This is a genomic window from Pseudomonas marincola, assembly GCF_900682675.2.
Classification (GTDB): Bacteria; Pseudomonadota; Gammaproteobacteria; order Pseudomonadales; family Pseudomonadaceae; genus Aquipseudomonas; species Aquipseudomonas marincola.
This window is the reverse complement of sequence record NZ_LR215729.2, coordinates 494799-512395: the sequence shown is the minus strand read 5'-3', so window position 1 is coordinate 512395 and position 17597 is coordinate 494799. Positions and strand designations below refer to the sequence as shown.

Below are 17597 nucleotides of genomic sequence, written 5' to 3'. Positions count from 1 at the left end.
AAGCGGCGATGCATGCATCGCCGTGACGGATTGCTTCCTTCGGGGCTATCCATCCTCCGCCTTTGATTTCCGTTTTTGATTTCCGGCTTGGTTTGCGGTTTACGTTTCGGTGGTAAATGCAAACACGTTAAACTGGCGGCCCTTGCGTCCAGTTTGCAGCCAAGTCCATGCGCCTATCCCGTTTCTTTATCGATGCCCCGTTGTCTGTCGGCCACCATCAACTGCCTGAGGCTCAGGCGCACTATATTTCGCGGGTGTTGCGTCACAATGTCGGCGATGCGGTGCAGTTGTTTGATGGCAGCGGCAACGAATACTTGGGTGAACTCACCGAGGTGGGCAAAAAGACTGTGGCGGTGGAGCTGCGTGAATGCTTGCCGGGCATGCCTGAATCGACGCTGAATATTCATCTGGGCCAAGGCATGTCGCGCGGCGAGCGGATGGACTGGGCGATCCAGAAAGCCACTGAACTTGGCGTTAGCCAGATCACGCCGATTGTCAGCGAACGCTGCGAGGTGCGCCTGAAAGATGATCGCGCCGACAAGCGCATGGCCCACTGGCGGCAGGTGGCGATTAGCGCTTGCGAGCAATGCGGGCGCTCGGTGGTGCCAACACTCAATGCCCCGGTGACGCTGGATGAGTGGCTGCAAAGCACCGAGGCCGACTTGAAACTGGTGCTGCATCCAGTCGCTCAGGCGCTCACCGAGCATACAGCGCCCAGCCGCCTGGCATTTCTGATTGGGCCGGAAGGCGGCTTGTCTGATGCAGAGGTCGAGCAAGCCAAGGCCAGCGGCTACCACGCAGCCCGTTTGGGCCCACGGGTATTGCGCACTGAAACCGCTGCGGTTGTTGCGCTGAGTGTGGCGCAACAATTGTGGGGGGACTTCTGAGAGTCGCCACTCAACGCGAATAGATAGGCAGACGCGACTCAGATAAGTCCGGCGTCTGCCAGTTTCTGCTCAAGCATTACCAGATCGGGAATGCGCAGCACCTCAGTACCGACTTGCACGGCATCCAGCTCCAGCGGTGCCAACTCGACATCGGCACGCGGCACATCGGCACCGATCTTCATCGAGCGCGGAATCCCTTGCAGCACCAGCGCAATGAATTTGACATTGTCGCGCCCGCCCAACGCGTTGAGCACCGCCACCCGCGCACCCGAGCCCAGTTCTGCCTGCCCGTTGGACGCGGCCTCGAACGACAACATCGGCAATTGCAGATCTCGCCAGGCCAACCGCCCGAGCAGCCAGTCCGGCTGGTTTTCCGTGGTTTGCGGGGCGCGATAGGGAATCAGTTCCGCCAACGCGACGTTGGGTACCAGCAACTGCCGGTCAGCCAGGGGCAACACCAGGCCGGTCAGGCTTTCAACCGCGTTTTGTGGGGCGACTTCACTCATGAATACTTCCTATTAGGCTCAGGCCCAGATTAACTGCATTGCTCGGCCAGATGGTCCACCAGCGCGCTGGCCAACTCACGCGGCGAGGCGCTGAGTTTGCTGTAACCGGCTTCGCGCAGGCTGTCCGGCATGCTCGGGCACACACAACTGTCGCCGCGCTGCGTCCAGATCAAACCGCCCTGACGCTGCATGTACGCAGCCGCCGCACTGCCATCGCTGCCCATGCCACTGAATACGATGGCGCCGCTCAACGCTGCATATTGCCTGGCCAGATTAAGCATCATCTGGTCAATCGACGGGCTGTACGGTTCAGGCCAACTGCGTGACGTGATGTCCATGCTGCCGTCCGCCGCGAAACTCAGCTCATGCTTGATTGGCACCACAACCACTTCGCCGCAGCGCAGTGAGTCGCCGTGCCGGGCATTGGTGACCCGCCACTGGCTATGCCGGCCAACCGCTTGCGGCAGCACCGATTCAAAACTGGGATCAATGTGTTGTGCGTAAAGAAATGCCACAGGCAAACCGCCGGGCAATGCATCAAGAAACGCTTTAACCGCTTCCGGGCCACCCAGCGATGCGGCCAGCAGCCAGACTTGCTGCGCGGGCTCACCGACCTGCAGCGGCGTGCTCGCCAAGGCTTTGGGTAACTCCAGCCGGGCCGGACGCGGGCTGTCTTCAAGCAAGGCCTGCAAATCATCGCCAACACCTTGCGAAGGATTGCCGACCAGTTTTTGCAACTTGCCGAACAGCAGACGCTCCCAGCGCGGGTAGTTATCGCTGTGACGCTCCGGCGCATGACCTTCACCGAACAACACCGGCGCTTCGGTGCGTTCCAGCAAATCGTCAACCAGCGGTGAGTCCTCAGTTTGTGCCAGATCAACCAGCCACAAATCCGCCTCGCACGCGGCCAGCGCTGCATCGTCCAGCTTGGCCGGGTCACTGTTGAGCACGACCTGATAGCCAAAGCCGGTGAGTGCTTGTTGCAGCACATGGCGTTGCAGCGAGGTGTCGGCGATTACCGCTATCCGTGCGGAAGGTTGTCCGGTCATGTCAGCATATCCGTAACGTTATCAATGGCACCCCGGCCGGTCTGCGACCGGTCACCTGCCAGGCGCTGGATATGCTCCAGCAACACAGACTCCTGATAGGGCTTGCCGAGGTATTCGTTCACCCCAAGGCCAAGCGCTCGCTCACGGTGTTTGTCACCCGTACGCGAGGTAATCATGATAATCGGCAAATCCTGCAGGCGCGGGTCGTGACGCACCAGCGTAGCAACCTCGAAGCCATCCATGCGCGGCATTTCGATATCCAGCAAGAGAATATCCGGCTTGCGCTCTTGCAGCAGCGAAATCGCATCGACGCCGTCTTTGGCGGTAAACACGTTCATGCCATTACGTTCTAGCAGACGGCTGGTAACTTTGCGCACGGTAATCGAATCGTCGACCACCATGACCAATGTCGGCCGCTCGCTTTCTATCTCTTCGGCGCTCAACACCTGGCTGACGCGACGCGGCGAGTTGCTCAGCTGATGCGCGTGCAGCGCACGGATAGTCGCCAGCAGATCGAGAATCACCACCACGCGGCCATCCCCGAGAATGGTGGCACCGGAAATTCCGTGAACCCCGGCGAATTGAGCCCCGAGGCTCTTCACCACGATTTCCCGTGAACCCGCCAGCGAGTCGACCTGAATTGCTACCGCGTGCTCGTTGGAGCGCACCAGAATCACTGGCAGCGGCAGGCTCTGGCCGACCAGCTTCGGTTGCTGGCCGTTATTCAGCAGATCACCGATGTAGCGCAACTGATACGCCTGCCCGGCGTACTCGAAACGCGGCGCATCCGGGGCGTAGTAGGCTTCCAGCTCGTAAGGCGAAACCCGCACGATGCCCTCAATGGTGTTCAGCGGCACGGCGTAAAGGTCTTCGCCGGACAGCACCATCAGCGCGCGGTTAACCGACACGGTGAATGGCAGGCGAATCAGGAAGGTGGAGCCCACACCGAGGGTGGACTCGATGCTCATCGAGCCGCCCAGTTGTTTCACCTCGGAATGCACCACATCCATGCCCACGCCACGACCGGAAATCTGCGTGACGCGCTCGGCCGTGGTGAAACCCGGCTCGAGGATGAACTGCAGTATTTCGTAATCGCTGAGGTCAGCATCCTCGTCCATCAGGCCGCGCTCGACAGCCTTGCGCTTGACCGCTGGCAACTGGATACCGGCGCCGTCATCAGACAAGCTAATGACAATATCGCCACCCTCGCGGGCCAGATTCAAACGAATTGTGCCCTGCTTGCTCTTGCCAGCCGCCCGACGTTTCTCAACCGTCTCGACACCGTGGTCAACGGCGTTGCGCAGCATGTGCTCCAACGGCGCAACGATGCGCTCAAGCACGGTACGGTCCATTTCACCGTCGGCGTTACCCACAATGAACTCGACCTGTTTGCCCAGCTCGCCAGACACCTGCCGCACAATGCGCCGCAAACGTGGCACCAGACGGTCGAACGGCACCATGCGCGTACGCATCAGGCCTTCCTGCAATTCGGTGTTAACCCGCGCCTGCTGCAACAGCAGCGTTTCGGCGTCACGGGTACGTTGCGCCAGCGTTTCCTTGAGGTCGAGCAAGTCGGATGCCGACTCGAACAGTGCCCGTGAAAGCTGCTGCAACTGCGAATAGCGGTCCATTTCCAGCGGGTCGAAATCTTCGTAACCGGAACGCTCTGCATCTACCTGATAACGGCTGATGATTTGCGCCTGGGTTTCGGTATCCAGACGCCGCAATTGATCGCGCACCCGGTCGATGGTCGCGTCCATCTCGCTCAGGGTGAAACTGAAATCACTGACTTGCTGCTCTACCCGGCCACGGAAAATCGAGGTTTCACCGGCCAGGTTAACCAACTGTTCCAACAGATCGGCCGGAACCTTGACGAACTCCTGTGGCGCTCGCCGCGAAGTTTCCTCAAGCGCGGCCTGCTGGCTGCGACGCACAAACGGCAAGACGGATGCAGGTGCCGGCTCAGTCTTGAGCTTGCTCACAGCCACTATTGGCAGATCTACTGCGTCCTGCGCCGGGCTCGAAGGCGCAACAGGCTCGCTTGGCGGATTGTTGACCTGATCCGCTTGATCGAGCTGACTGCGCAACTGCTCGACCTCGACCTGCAAGCCATCGAAGCCGGACTGAGCATCAATCAACAGACTCTCGGGCCACGGTTCGCCTTGCTGCTGTGCATCACTCAAATGCTGTTCGAGATCATGAGCCAGATTGCCTAATGCGGCCTGACCCGCTAGCCGCGCGCCCCCTTTGAGGGTGTGCAGAATACGCATGACATCGTCGATCGAGGCGCTGATGTCGCGGCCACCGTCCCAACGGGCAATCGCCTCGCTCATGTTTTCGAGCAGGTCGTCCGCCTCTTCGAGGAAGATATCGAGGATATCGTCGCTCTCGCCAGCGGGAACTACCTGCTGTGTTTGCGGTGCTTGCGGCGTGAGCTTTATCGCAGACGGCACGCTGACCAACTCATCCGGATTGCTGCGGAAATGCTTGATAGCCGCAATCAGCTGCAAGCCATCCGGCACAGGCCGTTGTTCACGCACGGCTTCGAGCATGTCCGAGAGTGAGTCATGGCAGCTCTGCAGCAGACCAACCAGGCCTTCACTGCCGCGTAGCTGACCACCCGCCAGGCCTTCATACAGGAACTCAAGCTCGTGGGCGAGATCGCCAACCGGGCTGATCTCTGCCATCCGCGCGCCCCCTTTAAGGGTGTGCAGATCACGTTGCAGCGACTCCAGCGCCAGGCTGTTATCTGGCTGGCTCATCCAGTCCTGCAAAGAGGCACCGGCGCTGTCCATGATGTCGAAGCCTTCCTCGAGGAAGATTTCGACCAGTTCGCTGTCCTGATCAGGGTCGAGCGTCACGGTGTTAGCCGATTCCGGGTATTGCGGTTCAGGCGCCGGGACTGGTTCATCCGGTGTTTCGGCGATCGGCGCGGTGACGTCCGACGCATCGGCGCCCGACGCAGTGGCGCCCAACGTATCGACGCCCGACGCAGTGGCGCCCATCACTTCCACGTCCGAAACCTGCACATCAGGAGTTACTGGGTCTTGATCATCTTGCACAGGCGATTCAGGCGCATCTGGCATGGTGCCTGAACGGTAATTCTGCAAGGCCTCGATCAGCACGTCTGGCTGGGACATTGGCGCGCGGGTTTGCAGTTGATCAACCAACTGCTGCAAGCGGTCATGGCACTGCGTGAGCAGTTCATCCAAGGCTTTCGAGTAGCTGAATCGGCCGTCGAGCATGCCTTCGTAGATGAACTCAAGCTCGTGGGCGAGATCACCGATAGGGGCGATCTGCGCCATCCGCGCGCCGCCTTTAAGGGTGTGCAAATCGCGCTGCAATGAGCCGAGCACATCTTTGTCCGGGCCTTCGGTGAGGCACGTTTGCAGTGACTGGCCGGCACTTTCCAGCAGGTCTTGCGCCTCTTCGAGGAATATCTCGACCATCTCGTCATCGAGCATGCTGGCGTCTGCAACCGCTTCAACCGGCGCTTGCGCCACGCTAGCTGGCTCTTGCTCTTGCTCTTGCTCTTGCTCTTGCTCTTGCTCTTGCTCTTGCTCTTGCTCTTGCAAGTCGGCGAGGTCGCGGGTCGCGGTGTCCAGCTCTATCACCTGTGCACCCTGCTCGCCCGCTGGCGAAACCAGGCCGATGGCATCCGGGCTCAGGCCTTCATTGAGCAATTCACGCAGCGCGGCAACACGCTGCGGCTCACTGCTGACCTGCAAGCCAGCCGCGACTTGATCCATCATATTCATCAGCGCTTCGTGGGCCTGTTCGGCCTCGCAGAAGAAGCGCTCGCTCACAGCAAGGCTGCTCTCTTCCACCGCGCCGTACAGATCCAGCAGGGCTTCACACAGTTCATCAATCTGCGGCAATTCTGCCATTTCGGCGCCACGGCCCAGCGTGGTCAATTCATCCAGCAGGGCTGTCAGTTCCTGACGCTCGGCCGGGTGTTCGCGCCAGCGCTGCAACAGTTTCTCGGCATCCATGAGGATGTCCATACCTTCCGCGAGGAAGATATTGATCAACTGCGGATCGCGCGTCTCACCTTCCGCCGAAGTCGGCTGGTTGAGTTGCGCCGCATTCAGGCGTTCCTGATGCAGTTGCTGAGCACGTTCGATGAACTCAGCGGCACCCGGCAATTCGGCCAGCGGATCGCTGTCGAGTTGCGCCAGACCGAGCCGGAACAGTTCGCCCGCGCGGGTCAGCAACTCGGCATCGGCCATGTCCAGTTCGATCAGATTGACCTTGAACTCTTTGAGCATTTTCTCAAGCGGCGCGGCAATCTCCGCCACTGGCAGAATGCCTGCCATGTAGGAGCTGCCCTTGAGCGTGTGCATGGCGCGCTGCAAGTCATCTGTCACCGGCTGCGGCACTTCACGCGCGCAATCGGCGAGGAACTGCTCCAGAGTGTCGAGGTGGGCTTGCGCCTCGTTGCGGAAAATTTCGAGCAATTGCGGATCGAGAGCTTCCGCGCGGGACGCTGCCTGCTCGTCCGGCTCAGCTTGCTCAGGCATTGGCGCGCTGGAGGCATCCAGCCCAATTTCCTGCAGATCAAACTCAGCCGCGTCTTGCGGCTCTTCCTCAGCGTCAATGACTGCAGGCAGATCAGCAGCGGTTTCCGCCGGCGGCGTCAGTTCTATATCTTGAATCAGCGCAGGCAAGCCTTTCGCCAGTGCGTGTGCGTTGGCGGCCAGCGCATCCACATCGTCGCGCTGTCGTTGACGCCTGTCGGCAAACTCGCCGACCAACTCGGGCATCACCTCAACAACGCTGACCACGGCCTGCTGTACATCTTTGTTCGGTTCAATGCTGCGGTCGAGCACGCGATTGAGCATGTTTTCAATCGACCAGGCCAGCTCGCCAATGACCAACGCGCGAACCATGCGGCCGCTGCCTTTGAGCGTATGGAAAGCCCGGCGCAATTCAGCCAGCGCCTCGCTGTCATTGCTGTCGGCTTGCCACTTGGGCAGATACTCGGCGATAGTTTCCAGCACCTCGCCAGCTTCTTCGATGAAGACTTCCAGCAACTCTTCATCAACAGGTTCTTCATCGGCGGGCGGCGCCAACAGGCTCAGCGGAATATCGGACGCCGGCGGGTTGATGGCCTGCGTCGGAGTAGCCAAGACATCCGCCATGGTGACGGCTTTCTCGCTATCCGGCGCTTCGTCTGCTGGTTGCGGTGCGCGTGGCAGCTGCACATCCGGCAGTTGCATAGAAGCCAACTCGGCTTCATCCCACTGCAGCGGGTTATCGAACTGATCAATGCTCAGCGGTTGAGACCCATCGAGCGGCAGCGGCTGTTCATCGAGTTCGAGCACCGGCAGGGAGAATCCTTCCTCTTCCGAAGCAGGCGGCTCGATGTCGCTCAGGTCCAGCTCTTCAAGTGTTTCAAACCCGCTCAGCTCGATAAGTTCTTCAGTTGGCGCGGCCGGTTCGTCGAGCAGTAGCTCAGACTCATCACTCTCCAGAGGCTGATCATCCGCCTCGTTGAGCACCTCAATTTCATCAAGCGGGTTGAGCCACGCGGCATCCGGCGTGATCTCCGCCGCATGCGCCTGGGCAACTGGCAGTGGGGTGCCGAGCGAGTAGCCCAGCGACTGCAGACTTTCCTCGGCGACATCCAGAATCAGCTCACCCTGGGTCGAGTGATCATCATTGAGGCGCTCAAGGTAGTATTCGACGCTGGTGATTGCGTCGGCCAGGGTGTCGAGATCCTGCCAGTTGGGCACGCTCTTGCGCGCCAGCAGTTGCTCTTCGATGTATTGATTACAGGCGCTCAACAACTGCGCTGCACGGTCCAGCGGGATCATCGAAAGCGCGCCACGCGCCTGATTCAACAAATCGGGCACGCGCGCCAGATATTCATGATTCCACTGCGAGGCGATAAATTCGATGATCGCGTCTTTGGCTTGTTCCAGCGCGTTGCGTGCTTCCTTGATGACGACCTGATGAATCTGGCCGATATCGTTAACCGGTAACTGGCTGGTCTCGTTGAGTGTTTCGTTGCTGGGCCCGACCATGCCCGAGAGCGTAGCCTCGACGTAGAGCAGCGCACCGGCCACATCCATCAACACCGGATCGCTGGGCGCGCGGCTGCCCTGCGCAAGCGCTTCGATCACTTCAATCTGATCAATGATGACTTTGCGCGGCTGGCCAAAGCCAAGCACGGCCAAGGTGTCGGCTACCTGCTTGAGCGCAGGCTTGAGGCTGACAAGCTCGCCGACCTGTGCACGGTCGCTGCGCACAAACAGATCGAGGCTGTCTTTGACCCGCACCAGCTCTTCACACAATGCGCCCACCACCGAACGCATGGCGTCACGATCTGGGCCTGCCAGAATCGCCCGTTCCTGATCCACCGTGGCGGTATCCGGGAATGCGTCGCTAAGACCATAGCGCGATTTAACCGCATTGATCTTCGGTGTATCCGCCCGCGGGGCGGCGCCAAGTGCCGCGTTGGGCTGGATCTTGGCCACATAGAACAGCAAATTCTTGGTCAGCTCATCAGGCGCCGCCTGATTCATCCCGGCCGGCCCCTCTTCGAAGAGACGCTTGAGTTCTTTGTCGACTTCACGCAACAACATGCGCGCCGACGAGCCATTGCTGATGTCGCCGCTGGCCAGACCTTCGACCACTGCCGAGGCGATGGGCCAGAGATCACCCAGCGGGGAATCCTTGCAGAGTACTTCGAGGCGGGCAAAAACCCGCGCCATGTAACCCAGATTGGTTGGCATGTCCTGATCGCGGAAAACCCCGACCAGTGCCAACTGCAACATCTGCCGCAACTTGCGCAGCAATTGAGTGAATTCGCCGGCGTCAATTGCCGCCAGCGCCTGCGCAGAAAGCGGCTGCGCGTGAGTCGACAGGTCGGGGGCAAACAGGCTGGTTTCCGACAGCAGCTTTTCGCCGCGTGCCGAGCGCAAATCGTTGAGTAATGGCAACACCACGGCTGGCAGATCGCGGCGAGCCGTCTGGATGCGGTCGAGGTAAACCGGCAACTGCAAAATAGCCTGCATCAGCACTTCAAGGGCTTCGCCCTGATTGCTCGCACGACCGTCCATCAATGCCTGGGCGAGCTGCTCCATTTCTTCGGCGAGCAACGCTGCACCGTAGAATTCGACCATCTGCAAGGTGCCCTGCACCTGATGGATATAGGTCAGGCAGAAGCGCATCCGCGTGGGGTCCTGCGGATTCTCGACATAACCTTCAAGGGCCTGACGGGCCTGCTTGAGGGTTTCTGCGATTTCGCCTTTTACCCATTCCAGGGCAACATAGTCGTGCCGATCACTCATAAATTAGGCTCTACGGGTAAATGCCAAAACTCGCTCATCGGCCAGCGCCTGCAAATCTGCATGCTGCCAATCAAGCATTTCGCCTACACCAATCACTAACAAACCACCGGGTGCCAGGCACTCCACGAGTCGATTAAGAATCTCGCGACGGCGCCAGCGACGAAAATAGATCAATAAGTTCTGGCAAAAAATGACGTCCATTCCAGACATTGGCGCTTTCGCCAGATCCAGCACATTGAGCCGGGCGCTGCACACCCTTGCCGCCAGTGCCGGGATAACTTTGTAACGACCCTCTGCCTCGGTCGTGAAAAACTGCTCGCGCAACTCAGTGCTTACCTGCTCAAGCCGGCGCGCCGAATAAACCGCCTCACGCGCCTTGGCCAGCGCACTCATGCTGATATCGGTAGCCGTCACAGCAAACTGTCCGGCCTGCTCCGTGCCACTCAACACTTGGCTGGCCACCATCGCCATCGAATAGGCTTCTTCACCACTCGAGCAACCGACACTCCACAAGTCCAGTGGTTTGTTAAGGCCTGCCGATTGACGCTGCTGCAAATAGCTTTCGAGCGTCGCAAAAGACGCCGGGTGACGAAAGAAACGGGTTTCCTGAACAGTCAGCCGATCGAGCAAATGCGACCACTCGACTGCGCCGCGCGGTCCATCCGTAACCTGCTGATAATAGGTCGCATAATCAGCCACACCCACTTCACGCATGCGCGTCGCGAGATTGGTCTGCAGGAAGGATCGGCGCTGCTCGTTAAGAACAATGCCAACCCGCTCTTCCAGCAAAGCCTGCCAGTCTTGAAACTCCTTGGCGGTCATATCCGCCAAGGGTTGTAAGGACCAGACACGTGACTGCATGACGTGGCTCTCGCTCATAGGGCTGCACCGATACCCGGTTCGGTCGAGGCTTATACCTCTTCACCTTCTGGCAGGGTGAAGCCAGAAACCGAGTTACGCATCTCACTGGCCATCTTCGCCAGATTACCAATGCTCTTCGCAGTAGCTGTGGTACCGGACGAGGTCTGCGAGGTGATTTCTTGAATCACGTTCATGGTGTTGGAGATATGACCCGCCGAAGAAGCCTGCTGGCGGGCAGCGTTGGAGATGTTCTGAATCAAGGCCGCGAGGGTCTTGGATACTTTCTCAATCTCTTCCAGTGCCACACCGGCGTCTTGCGCCAGGTGTGCTCCACGTACCACTTCAGACGTGGTTTGCTCCATCGAGATAACAGCCTCGTTGGTGTCGGTCTGAATGGTCTTAACCAGTGCCTCGATCTGCTTGGTTGCAGCCGATGAACGCTCTGCCAGTCGCTGTACTTCGTCCGCTACCACGGCGAAGCCTCGGCCTGCATCACCGGCCATGGAGGCCTGAATTGCAGCGTTAAGGGCGAGAATGTTGGTCTGGTCGGCAATGTCGTTAATCAGGCTAACGATGTCACCAATCTCCTGGGACGATTCACCGAGGCGTTTAATACGCTTCGAGGTGTCCTGGATCTGCTCACGGATGTTATCCATGCCAGTGATGGTGTTGTGCACCACCTCGTTACCCTTGTTGGCGATGGCTACCGAACGTTCCGCTACCGCAGAAGATTCGGAGGCGTTAGCCGATACTTGGTCAATCGACACCGCCATCTCGTTGATCGCCGCCGATGCACCGGCAATTTCCTGCGCCTGGTGTTCGGATGCTTCAGCCAGATGCATAGCTGTCGACTGGGTTTCCTGGGCAGCACCGGCTACCTGAACGGCGGTCAGGTTGATGGTCGCTACCAGATCACGCAGCTGGTCGATCGAGTAGTTGATGGAGTCGGCAATCGCACCGGTAAAGTCTTCGGTTACCGTTGCCGCTACCGTCAAGTCACCGTCTGCGAGGTCAGCAATTTCGTCGAGAAGACGCAAAATTGCCGCCTGGTTACGTTCGTTTTTCTCGGCGGTTTCAGCCAGTCGCTGGTTGGTCGAGCGAACCATGACGATACCGATCAAGATGATCGAGCCCAGTGCCAGAGCACCCAGCACATAACCGATCAGGGTATTGAACGAACGGGCGCTCTGCAGGTTGTTGAAGCCTTGCGACAGGTCGGATGCCTTGTCCAGCAGGGTTTGCGAACCGCTGAAGATGGTGTTGGCAGATTCACGAACCTGGAACAGTTCTGGCGAGGTTTCGAGAATCTCATCCACCGAACCGGAAACGAACTCGAACAGCTCAGAAATCTCACCAAGACGATCCAGTGCTTCGCGGTCGCTAACCCGGGTGATTTCCATGGCCTGGTTGCCGTCGGTCATGGCTTTCAATACGCGACCGAACAGGCTGGCGTCGCGACCGAACATGTCGGCGGCTTGTACCGAGTCGGCATCACCGGCCAGCACCTTGTTAACCGAACCGAGAATACGTTCTGCCAACAGCGACTGACGCTGAGCGACCGAAACCTGAGCCGCCGGTGCGCCGCTTTGCAGAAGAATGTCGACGACTTCTTCGTACTCAACTTGCAACTGCGGAATGGTTTGGGCCAACGTCGCCGCTACCTGGTGCAGCGACAGTACTGTCTGTTCGCTGGCCAGAATGGCGTCGGTGTTTTTCTTCAGCGTGTCCCAATCCTGCTGCACAGCCGCCATCTGCCCGGCGACCGCTTCCGGTGCTGGAGGCAGGCCGGTCTCGGGGTTGCCGTCAGTCAGGTTGCTCCAGCGCTTGGAGAAGTCGTTGCGTGCATCGCGCAGCAAACCGAACGCAGCCGGTGTACCCGCCGCCGCTTCGGTGGCGTTCTTGGCGATACGTTGCGAAAGAACCCGTAGCTCACCCGAGTCACTGATGTACTCAGTGTCGTAGTTGGCCTGAGTGTTGAGGTATGCGAAGTTGGCAAACAACAGCACGATTGAGACGATCAGGACGATAAACAGCCCTGCAATCAATGTACTGCTGCGTGTACCCGCCAATAAATTGCCTGTGTTTTGTTTTTTCATTATCTGGCCCCCGCCTGGACCTACCGCACTACGGTTCCCATGTAACGCCAAAAGGCCGGCAAAGCCGACCCAACCGAAAATCTTTTTAATAGGCTACGTCAAGAAAACCCTGACTTTGCGCCAGCGCATATGGGCTGAACACCAGCCAGGGCTGCTCGCGCTGAAAGACGCCGTGGATAAACGGCTGAATTGTCGCTTCCAGCGGCGGCATTTCTTCACGAAACGCATCCACTGGAAAATGCTGCATACCGAACACTTCGTCGACCGTGAGGCCGGCGAACACTTGCTGATGTTCAACCACCAGCACTCGTCGCTGCTTGCGGTGCGCCGTCAGTTCATTGCCGAAGTAGGCGCAAAGATCCATAACCGGCAACAAGCGCCCACGCACGTTTGCCACACCTTTAACCCAGCTTTTCACGCCAGGCAGCAGGGTGTGTCTTGGTTCGTGCAGCACTTCACTGACCTCGCCCATGGGCGCCACAAAGTAGCGCTCCCCCATACGAAAGCCAATGCCACTCCAGGTCTGGACGAGGGCTTGCTGCAAAGGCAGGCCCGCCGCCAGCGCCCGACAACGCTGATCAAGTTGGTAGAGAAGCTGGAAGGGTGTGTCCGACATGCAAACCGCGGCCTTATTTTGTTTATAGTCAGCCCAGCACGGAATTAACCGGCCAATACCGCAGCAAGCGTTTTAATCAGGGTGTCTTCTTCAATGGGCTTGGTCAGATAATCCTTGGCCCCTTGACGCTTACCCCAGACCTTATCGGTTTCCTGGTCTTTTGTAGTCACAATTATCACAGGGATGTGACTGGTTTCCGCATCCTTGGTCAATTGACGGGTCGCCTGGAAGCCATTCAGGCCCGGCATGACGATATCCATCAACACCGCATCGGGTTTTTCCTGACGAGCGAGTGCTACGCCATCCGCGCCATTTTCTGCCTTGAGTACCTGATAACCATGCTTTTCGAGCATGGCAGTCAGTTTGTACATCTCGGTCGGCGAGTCATCAACAATCAGAATTCGAGCCATGGTATTCCTAATACATAAAGTGACATCTACAGCCTTGCGGCTGGACGTCAGGAAGCTTGATCCACCGGAACAAATGCCGGTACGTGTGCCTTGATCGCCCCAAGCAACTCTTCTTTGCTGAAGGGTTTGGTCAGGTATTGATCAGAGCCGACGATGCGCCCTTTGGCCTTGTCGAACAGGCCGTCTTTGGACGACAGCATGATCACCGGAGTGGACTTGAAAGCACTGTTGTTCTTGATCAAGGCGCAGGTCTGATAACCATCCAGTCGCGGCATCATGATGTCGACAAAAATAATGCTCGGATGTGTATCTGCGATCTTGGCCAGGGCATCAAACCCGTCAACAGCCGTGATTACTTCACAACCTACTTTCTTCAGCAGGGTCTCAGCGGTTCGACGAATCGTCTTCGAGTCGTCAATTACCATCACCCTTAAACCCTCGGAATTCTGTTCCATGATTGCTTACTAGCGCCTCGGTGAGTCATTATTTTTGCGTTACATCAGCGTGCCTGAGGCTTGCCACCGACGGGCTGCAACCCGATCGTCAGGCCTTTGTAGCACACTCTTCCTCATGCAATCCACACGTCACAGTGCAACCTGTTTTTCCTTGACCGTCAGCCTCGTCAGCGCCACTCTGGCGCGACTTGTTCAACTTTTTCTGCCCGCGCATACCGCTCACACGGAGTACCGTTAAATGACCGTTCGTCTTGGCATCGTCATGGACCCTATAGCCCAGATCTCCTTCAAGAAGGACAGCTCACTGGCCATGCTGCTCGCCGCTGAGTCGCGTGGCTGGTCCCTGTTCTACATGGAGCAAAAGGACCTTTATCAGGCCAAAGGCCAGGCGCGTGCCCGACTTCGCTCACTCCAGGTATTCAACGACCCTGAACATTGGTTCGAACTGGGCGAAGAGCAGGACCTGCCGCTGGCTGACCTTAATGTCATCCTGATGCGCAAGGATCCGCCCTTCGACAACGAGTTCCTGTACACCACCTATCTTCTGGAACAAGCCGAAGCCGATGGCGTCCTGGTGGTCAACCGTCCTCAGAGCCTACGCGACTGCAATGAAAAAATCTTTGCAACGCAGTTTCCCCAGTTCACACCGCCAACAATTGTCAGCCGCCGTGCCGACATTCTGCGCGAGTTTGCCAAAGAACAGCGTGACATCATTCTCAAACCCCTCGATGGCATGGGCGGATCGATGATTTTTCGTCACCGCGAGGGTGATCCGAACCTTTCAGTCATTCTTGAGACGCTCACAGCCCACGGCACCCAGCAAATCATGGCGCAGGGTTACATCCCGCAGATTCTCGATGGCGACAAACGTATTCTGATGATCGACGGCGAGCCTGTACCTTATTGCCTGGCGCGCATTCCCGCGCAGGGCGAGACCCGTGGCAACCTGGCGGCCGGTGGTCGTGGCGAGGCCAGACCACTGAGCGAACGCGACCGCGAAATTGCTCTGGCCATTGGCCCGACACTGCGCGAGAAAGGCTTGTTGTTTGTGGGCCTGGACGTGATCGGCGATTACCTGACAGAGATCAACGTGACCAGCCCGACCTGCATTCGTGAAATTGATGCCGCGTATAACACAGGCATTGCCGACCAACTGATGGACGTGATTGCAAAGAAGCTGAATGCCACACAGTAGTCATCACAAGCTTGACCCAGCTAACACCTTTGCACATGAGGCTTGCAGGCCGAGGTGCGAAGTCGGCAGACTGCGCGGCACTCTGAGCCAAGCCACATGCCAATGAAAGCAACCGACCCGACTCCCAGCCTCCCACCTGCCGGCGCCAGCCCGGCAGACCGGCTGGGCTTTACCCTTTTTCTGGCAGCGGTGCTGCATATCGCGGTGATCCTCGGGGTCGGTTTCACGGTGGTCGAGCCTGAAACCCTGAGCAAAACGCTCGAAATCACCCTTTCAACCTTCAAGAGCGAAACCAAGCCCAAAGAGGCGGACTTCCTCGCCCAGGACAATCAGCAAGGCAGCGGCACGCTGGAACACAAGGCCGCGCCGAAAACCACCGAAAAGGCGCCTTTCCAGGACACCAAGGTTAATAAGGTGCAGCCGAAAACCGTGGCCAAGCCGCCACCGGCACCGAAAGAGGCGCCAAAGGCAGCGGTCGCCACGGTGAAGCCGCAGCCGCAGAAAACCCCTGTCAAACGTGAAAAGCCCAAACCGGCGCCCAGCCACGAACCGGCACCAAGCTTTGATCGAGAACAATTGTCCTCGGAAATTGCCAGCCTCGAAGCGGATCTGGCCAACGAAGTTCAGGCCTACGCCAAGCGCCCGAAGATTCTGCGCCTCAACGCCGCCTCGACCATGCGCGACAAAGGCGCCTGGTACAAGGATCAGTGGCGCAAGAAGGTCGAGCGCATTGGCAACCTGAACTACCCGGACGATGCACGGCGCAAGCGCATTTACGGCAGTCTGCGCTTGCTGGTCTCGATCAACCGTGACGGCTCGCTCTACGAAGTGCTGGTACTGGAATCATCCGGCCAACCAACGCTCGATAAGGCCGCCATGCGCATCGTTCGCTTGGCCGCGCCCTTTGCACCGTTCAGCGGCGACCTGATCGACATTGACCGGCTGGAAATTATCCGCACCTGGCGCTTCGAGAAAGGCGACCGGTTGCAGAGCAACTAGCCGCAAACCGCTTACAGCCACAAGAACGCTGATGCGCGACGGTCGAGCAGGCGAGAACTCGCGCCGCTCGACCGAACGTGCGCTCAGCGTTAAACCGCGAACTGAGCCGCTTAAGCCGCGGCGCAACGCCGCAACCCCTCGCGCAGTAGCGTCTCTGAGGTTTGTTGTGCTTCCAGCCGTCACGCTCAAGTATTAAGCTAACGCCCATGAAAGACGCCAGCCCAAGCAATCTCAAGCACCACTTCCTGATCGCCATGCCGCACATGGGCGATCCCAATTTCGCGCAGACCGTCACGTATCTGGTCGATCATAACGACCAAGGTGCAATGGGCCTGGTGATTAACCGTCCCAGCGGCCTGAATCTGGCCGACGTGCTTGAACAATTGAGCCCGGAAAAAGAGCCGCCGGCACTCTGCCAAAGCCTGCCGATTTTCACTGGCGGCCCGGTACAGACTGATCGTGGCTTCGTTCTGCACCCTGTAGGCCTGAACTTTCAGGCCACTCTCGATCTCGGCGAGTTGGGTCTGACCACCTCGCAAGACGTGCTGTTTGCGATTGCGGCCGGCACCGGCCCCGACAAATACCTGATTACCCTGGGCTATGCCGGTTGGGAAGCAGGCCAGCTTGAGGCCGAACTGGCCGACAACGCCTGGCTGACCTGTCCGGCTGATGCCGGCATCCTGTTCGACATGCCTTACGATCAGCGCCTTGATGCAGCGGCGGCGCACCTCGGGGTCAACCTGAGCCTGCTCACCTCACAAGCTGGACACGCCTGATGGCCGAGCCTAAACCACTGCGCCTGCTGCTTGGCTTTGATTACGGCACCAAACAGATTGGTGTCGCGGTTGGCCAGCCAATCACCGGCCAGGCGCGCGAACTGTGCGTGCTAAAAGCGCAAAATGGCGTGCCGGACTGGCAAAAGGTCGAAGCGCTGATCCGCGAGTGGCAGCCCGATGCGATCGTGGTGGGCCTGCCGCTGAACATGGACGGCTCACCCAGTGACATGAGCGAGCGCGCCGAAAAGTTCGGCCGCCGCCTCAATGGCCGCTTCAATCTGCCGGTACACACGCACGATGAACGCCTGACTACTTACGCCGCCAAGGGCGAACGCCTGCAGCAAGGCCAGAGCAGCGGCTACCGCGAGCGACCTGTCGACGCACTGGCTGCCGCGCTGGTACTCGAAGGTTGGATGCAAGCGCATATTTGCGGCTGAGCTCGCTCGGCCATC

At 58.7% G+C, this 17597-nt stretch carries 13 protein-coding genes; 5 read left to right on the top strand and 8 right to left on the bottom strand.

Annotation, left to right across the window (positions count from 1 at the left end; all coding sequences use genetic code 11):
* Window positions 1–167: 167 nt before the first annotated feature.
* Window positions 168–887, top strand: coding sequence for a 16S rRNA (uracil(1498)-N(3))-methyltransferase (locus PMYSY11_RS02215; RefSeq protein WP_150548191.1), 720 nt, complete (start codon window positions 168–170; stop codon window positions 885–887).
* Between the two features lie 38 nt (window positions 888–925).
* Here the strand turns inward: PMYSY11_RS02215 and PMYSY11_RS02210 are convergent, their stop codons facing one another.
* The 8 genes from PMYSY11_RS02210 to pilG all read right to left on the bottom strand — a co-directional run bounded on the left by PMYSY11_RS02210 (window position 926) and on the right by pilG (window position 14175).
* Complete coding sequence (locus PMYSY11_RS02210) at window positions 926–1393, bottom strand: chemotaxis protein CheW (RefSeq protein ID WP_069902465.1); 468 nt, start codon at window positions 1391–1393, stop codon at window positions 926–928.
* Between the two features lie 29 nt (window positions 1394–1422).
* Window positions 1423–2442 carry a chemotaxis protein CheB gene (locus tag PMYSY11_RS02205; RefSeq protein ID WP_150548190.1) on the bottom strand — a complete coding sequence of 340 codons (1020 nt, stop codon included), beginning with the start codon at window positions 2440–2442 and terminating at the stop codon, window positions 1423–1425.
* Window positions 2439–9737, bottom strand: a complete 7299-nt coding sequence (locus PMYSY11_RS02200; RefSeq protein WP_150548189.1) for a hybrid sensor histidine kinase/response regulator — start codon at window positions 9735–9737, stop codon at window positions 2439–2441. Before PMYSY11_RS02200 ends, PMYSY11_RS02205 begins: the two co-directional genes overlap by 4 nt.
* A gap of 3 nt (window positions 9738–9740) precedes the next feature.
* Window positions 9741–10598 carry a CheR family methyltransferase gene (locus PMYSY11_RS02195; protein ID WP_069902462.1) on the bottom strand — a complete coding sequence of 286 codons (858 nt, stop codon included), beginning with the start codon at window positions 10596–10598 and terminating at the stop codon, window positions 9741–9743.
* Between the two features lie 50 nt (window positions 10599–10648).
* Window positions 10649–12694 (bottom strand): methyl-accepting chemotaxis protein, encoded by a 2046-nt coding sequence (locus PMYSY11_RS02190; protein ID WP_069902461.1) that lies wholly within the window; start codon window positions 12692–12694, stop codon window positions 10649–10651.
* A gap of 85 nt (window positions 12695–12779) precedes the next feature.
* Window positions 12780–13310: a chemotaxis protein CheW gene (locus PMYSY11_RS02185; RefSeq protein WP_069902460.1), complete on the bottom strand. Its 531-nt coding sequence runs from the start codon at window positions 13308–13310 to the stop codon at window positions 12780–12782.
* Between the two features lie 44 nt (window positions 13311–13354).
* Entirely contained in the window at window positions 13355–13720 is a 366-nt protein-coding gene (gene pilH, locus PMYSY11_RS02180) for a twitching motility response regulator PilH (RefSeq protein WP_069902459.1), read from the bottom strand.
* Between the two features lie 47 nt (window positions 13721–13767).
* Complete coding sequence (gene pilG, locus PMYSY11_RS02175) at window positions 13768–14175, bottom strand: twitching motility response regulator PilG (RefSeq protein WP_069902458.1); 408 nt, start codon at window positions 14173–14175, stop codon at window positions 13768–13770.
* A 238-nt stretch (window positions 14176–14413) separates the two neighbouring features.
* Between pilG and gshB the strand changes: the two genes are divergently transcribed.
* The 4 genes from gshB (at window position 14414) to ruvX (ending at window position 17582) form a co-directional block, all read left to right on the top strand.
* The gene (gshB, locus tag PMYSY11_RS02170; RefSeq protein WP_069902457.1) at window positions 14414–15370 is read left to right on the top strand and encodes a glutathione synthase; all 957 of its coding nucleotides are present in this window, start codon (window positions 14414–14416) and stop codon (window positions 15368–15370) included.
* 102 nt (window positions 15371–15472) lie between these two features.
* Window positions 15473–16369: an energy transducer TonB gene (locus tag PMYSY11_RS02165; protein WP_069902658.1), complete on the top strand. Its 897-nt coding sequence runs from the start codon at window positions 15473–15475 to the stop codon at window positions 16367–16369.
* A 206-nt stretch (window positions 16370–16575) separates the two neighbouring features.
* The gene (locus tag PMYSY11_RS02160) at window positions 16576–17145 is read left to right on the top strand and encodes a YqgE/AlgH family protein (protein ID WP_150548188.1); all 570 of its coding nucleotides are present in this window, start codon (window positions 16576–16578) and stop codon (window positions 17143–17145) included.
* Window positions 17145–17582 (top strand): Holliday junction resolvase RuvX, encoded by a 438-nt coding sequence (gene ruvX, locus PMYSY11_RS02155; RefSeq protein WP_150548187.1) that lies wholly within the window; start codon window positions 17145–17147, stop codon window positions 17580–17582. The genes PMYSY11_RS02160 and ruvX overlap by 1 nt, the downstream gene beginning before the upstream one ends.
* Window positions 17583–17597: the final 15 nt, after the last annotated feature.

Coding starts and splice junctions, on each gene's coding strand:
- PMYSY11_RS02215 (WP_150548191.1), top strand. CDS start 168: ATGCGCCTATCCCGTTTCTTTATCGATGCCCCGTTGTCTGTCGGCCAC.
- PMYSY11_RS02210 (WP_069902465.1), bottom strand. CDS start 1,393: ATGAGTGAAGTCGCCCCACAAAACGCGGTTGAAAGCCTGACCGGCCTG.
- PMYSY11_RS02205 (WP_150548190.1), bottom strand. CDS start 2,442: ATGACCGGACAACCTTCCGCACGGATAGCGGTAATCGCCGACACCTCG.
- PMYSY11_RS02200 (WP_150548189.1), bottom strand. CDS start 9,737: ATGAGTGATCGGCACGACTATGTTGCCCTGGAATGGGTAAAAGGCGAA.
- PMYSY11_RS02195 (WP_069902462.1), bottom strand. CDS start 10,598: ATGCAGTCACGTGTCTGGTCCTTACAACCCTTGGCGGATATGACCGCC.
- PMYSY11_RS02190 (WP_069902461.1), bottom strand. CDS start 12,694: ATGAAAAAACAAAACACAGGCAATTTATTGGCGGGTACACGCAGCAGT.
- PMYSY11_RS02185 (WP_069902460.1), bottom strand. CDS start 13,310: ATGTCGGACACACCCTTCCAGCTTCTCTACCAACTTGATCAGCGTTGT.
- pilH (WP_069902459.1), bottom strand. CDS start 13,720: ATGGCTCGAATTCTGATTGTTGATGACTCGCCGACCGAGATGTACAAA.
- pilG (WP_069902458.1), bottom strand. CDS start 14,175: ATGGAACAGAATTCCGAGGGTTTAAGGGTGATGGTAATTGACGACTCG.
- gshB (WP_069902457.1), top strand. CDS start 14,414: ATGACCGTTCGTCTTGGCATCGTCATGGACCCTATAGCCCAGATCTCC.
- PMYSY11_RS02165 (WP_069902658.1), top strand. CDS start 15,473: ATGAAAGCAACCGACCCGACTCCCAGCCTCCCACCTGCCGGCGCCAGC.
- PMYSY11_RS02160 (WP_150548188.1), top strand. CDS start 16,576: ATGAAAGACGCCAGCCCAAGCAATCTCAAGCACCACTTCCTGATCGCC.
- ruvX (WP_150548187.1), top strand. CDS start 17,145: ATGGCCGAGCCTAAACCACTGCGCCTGCTGCTTGGCTTTGATTACGGC.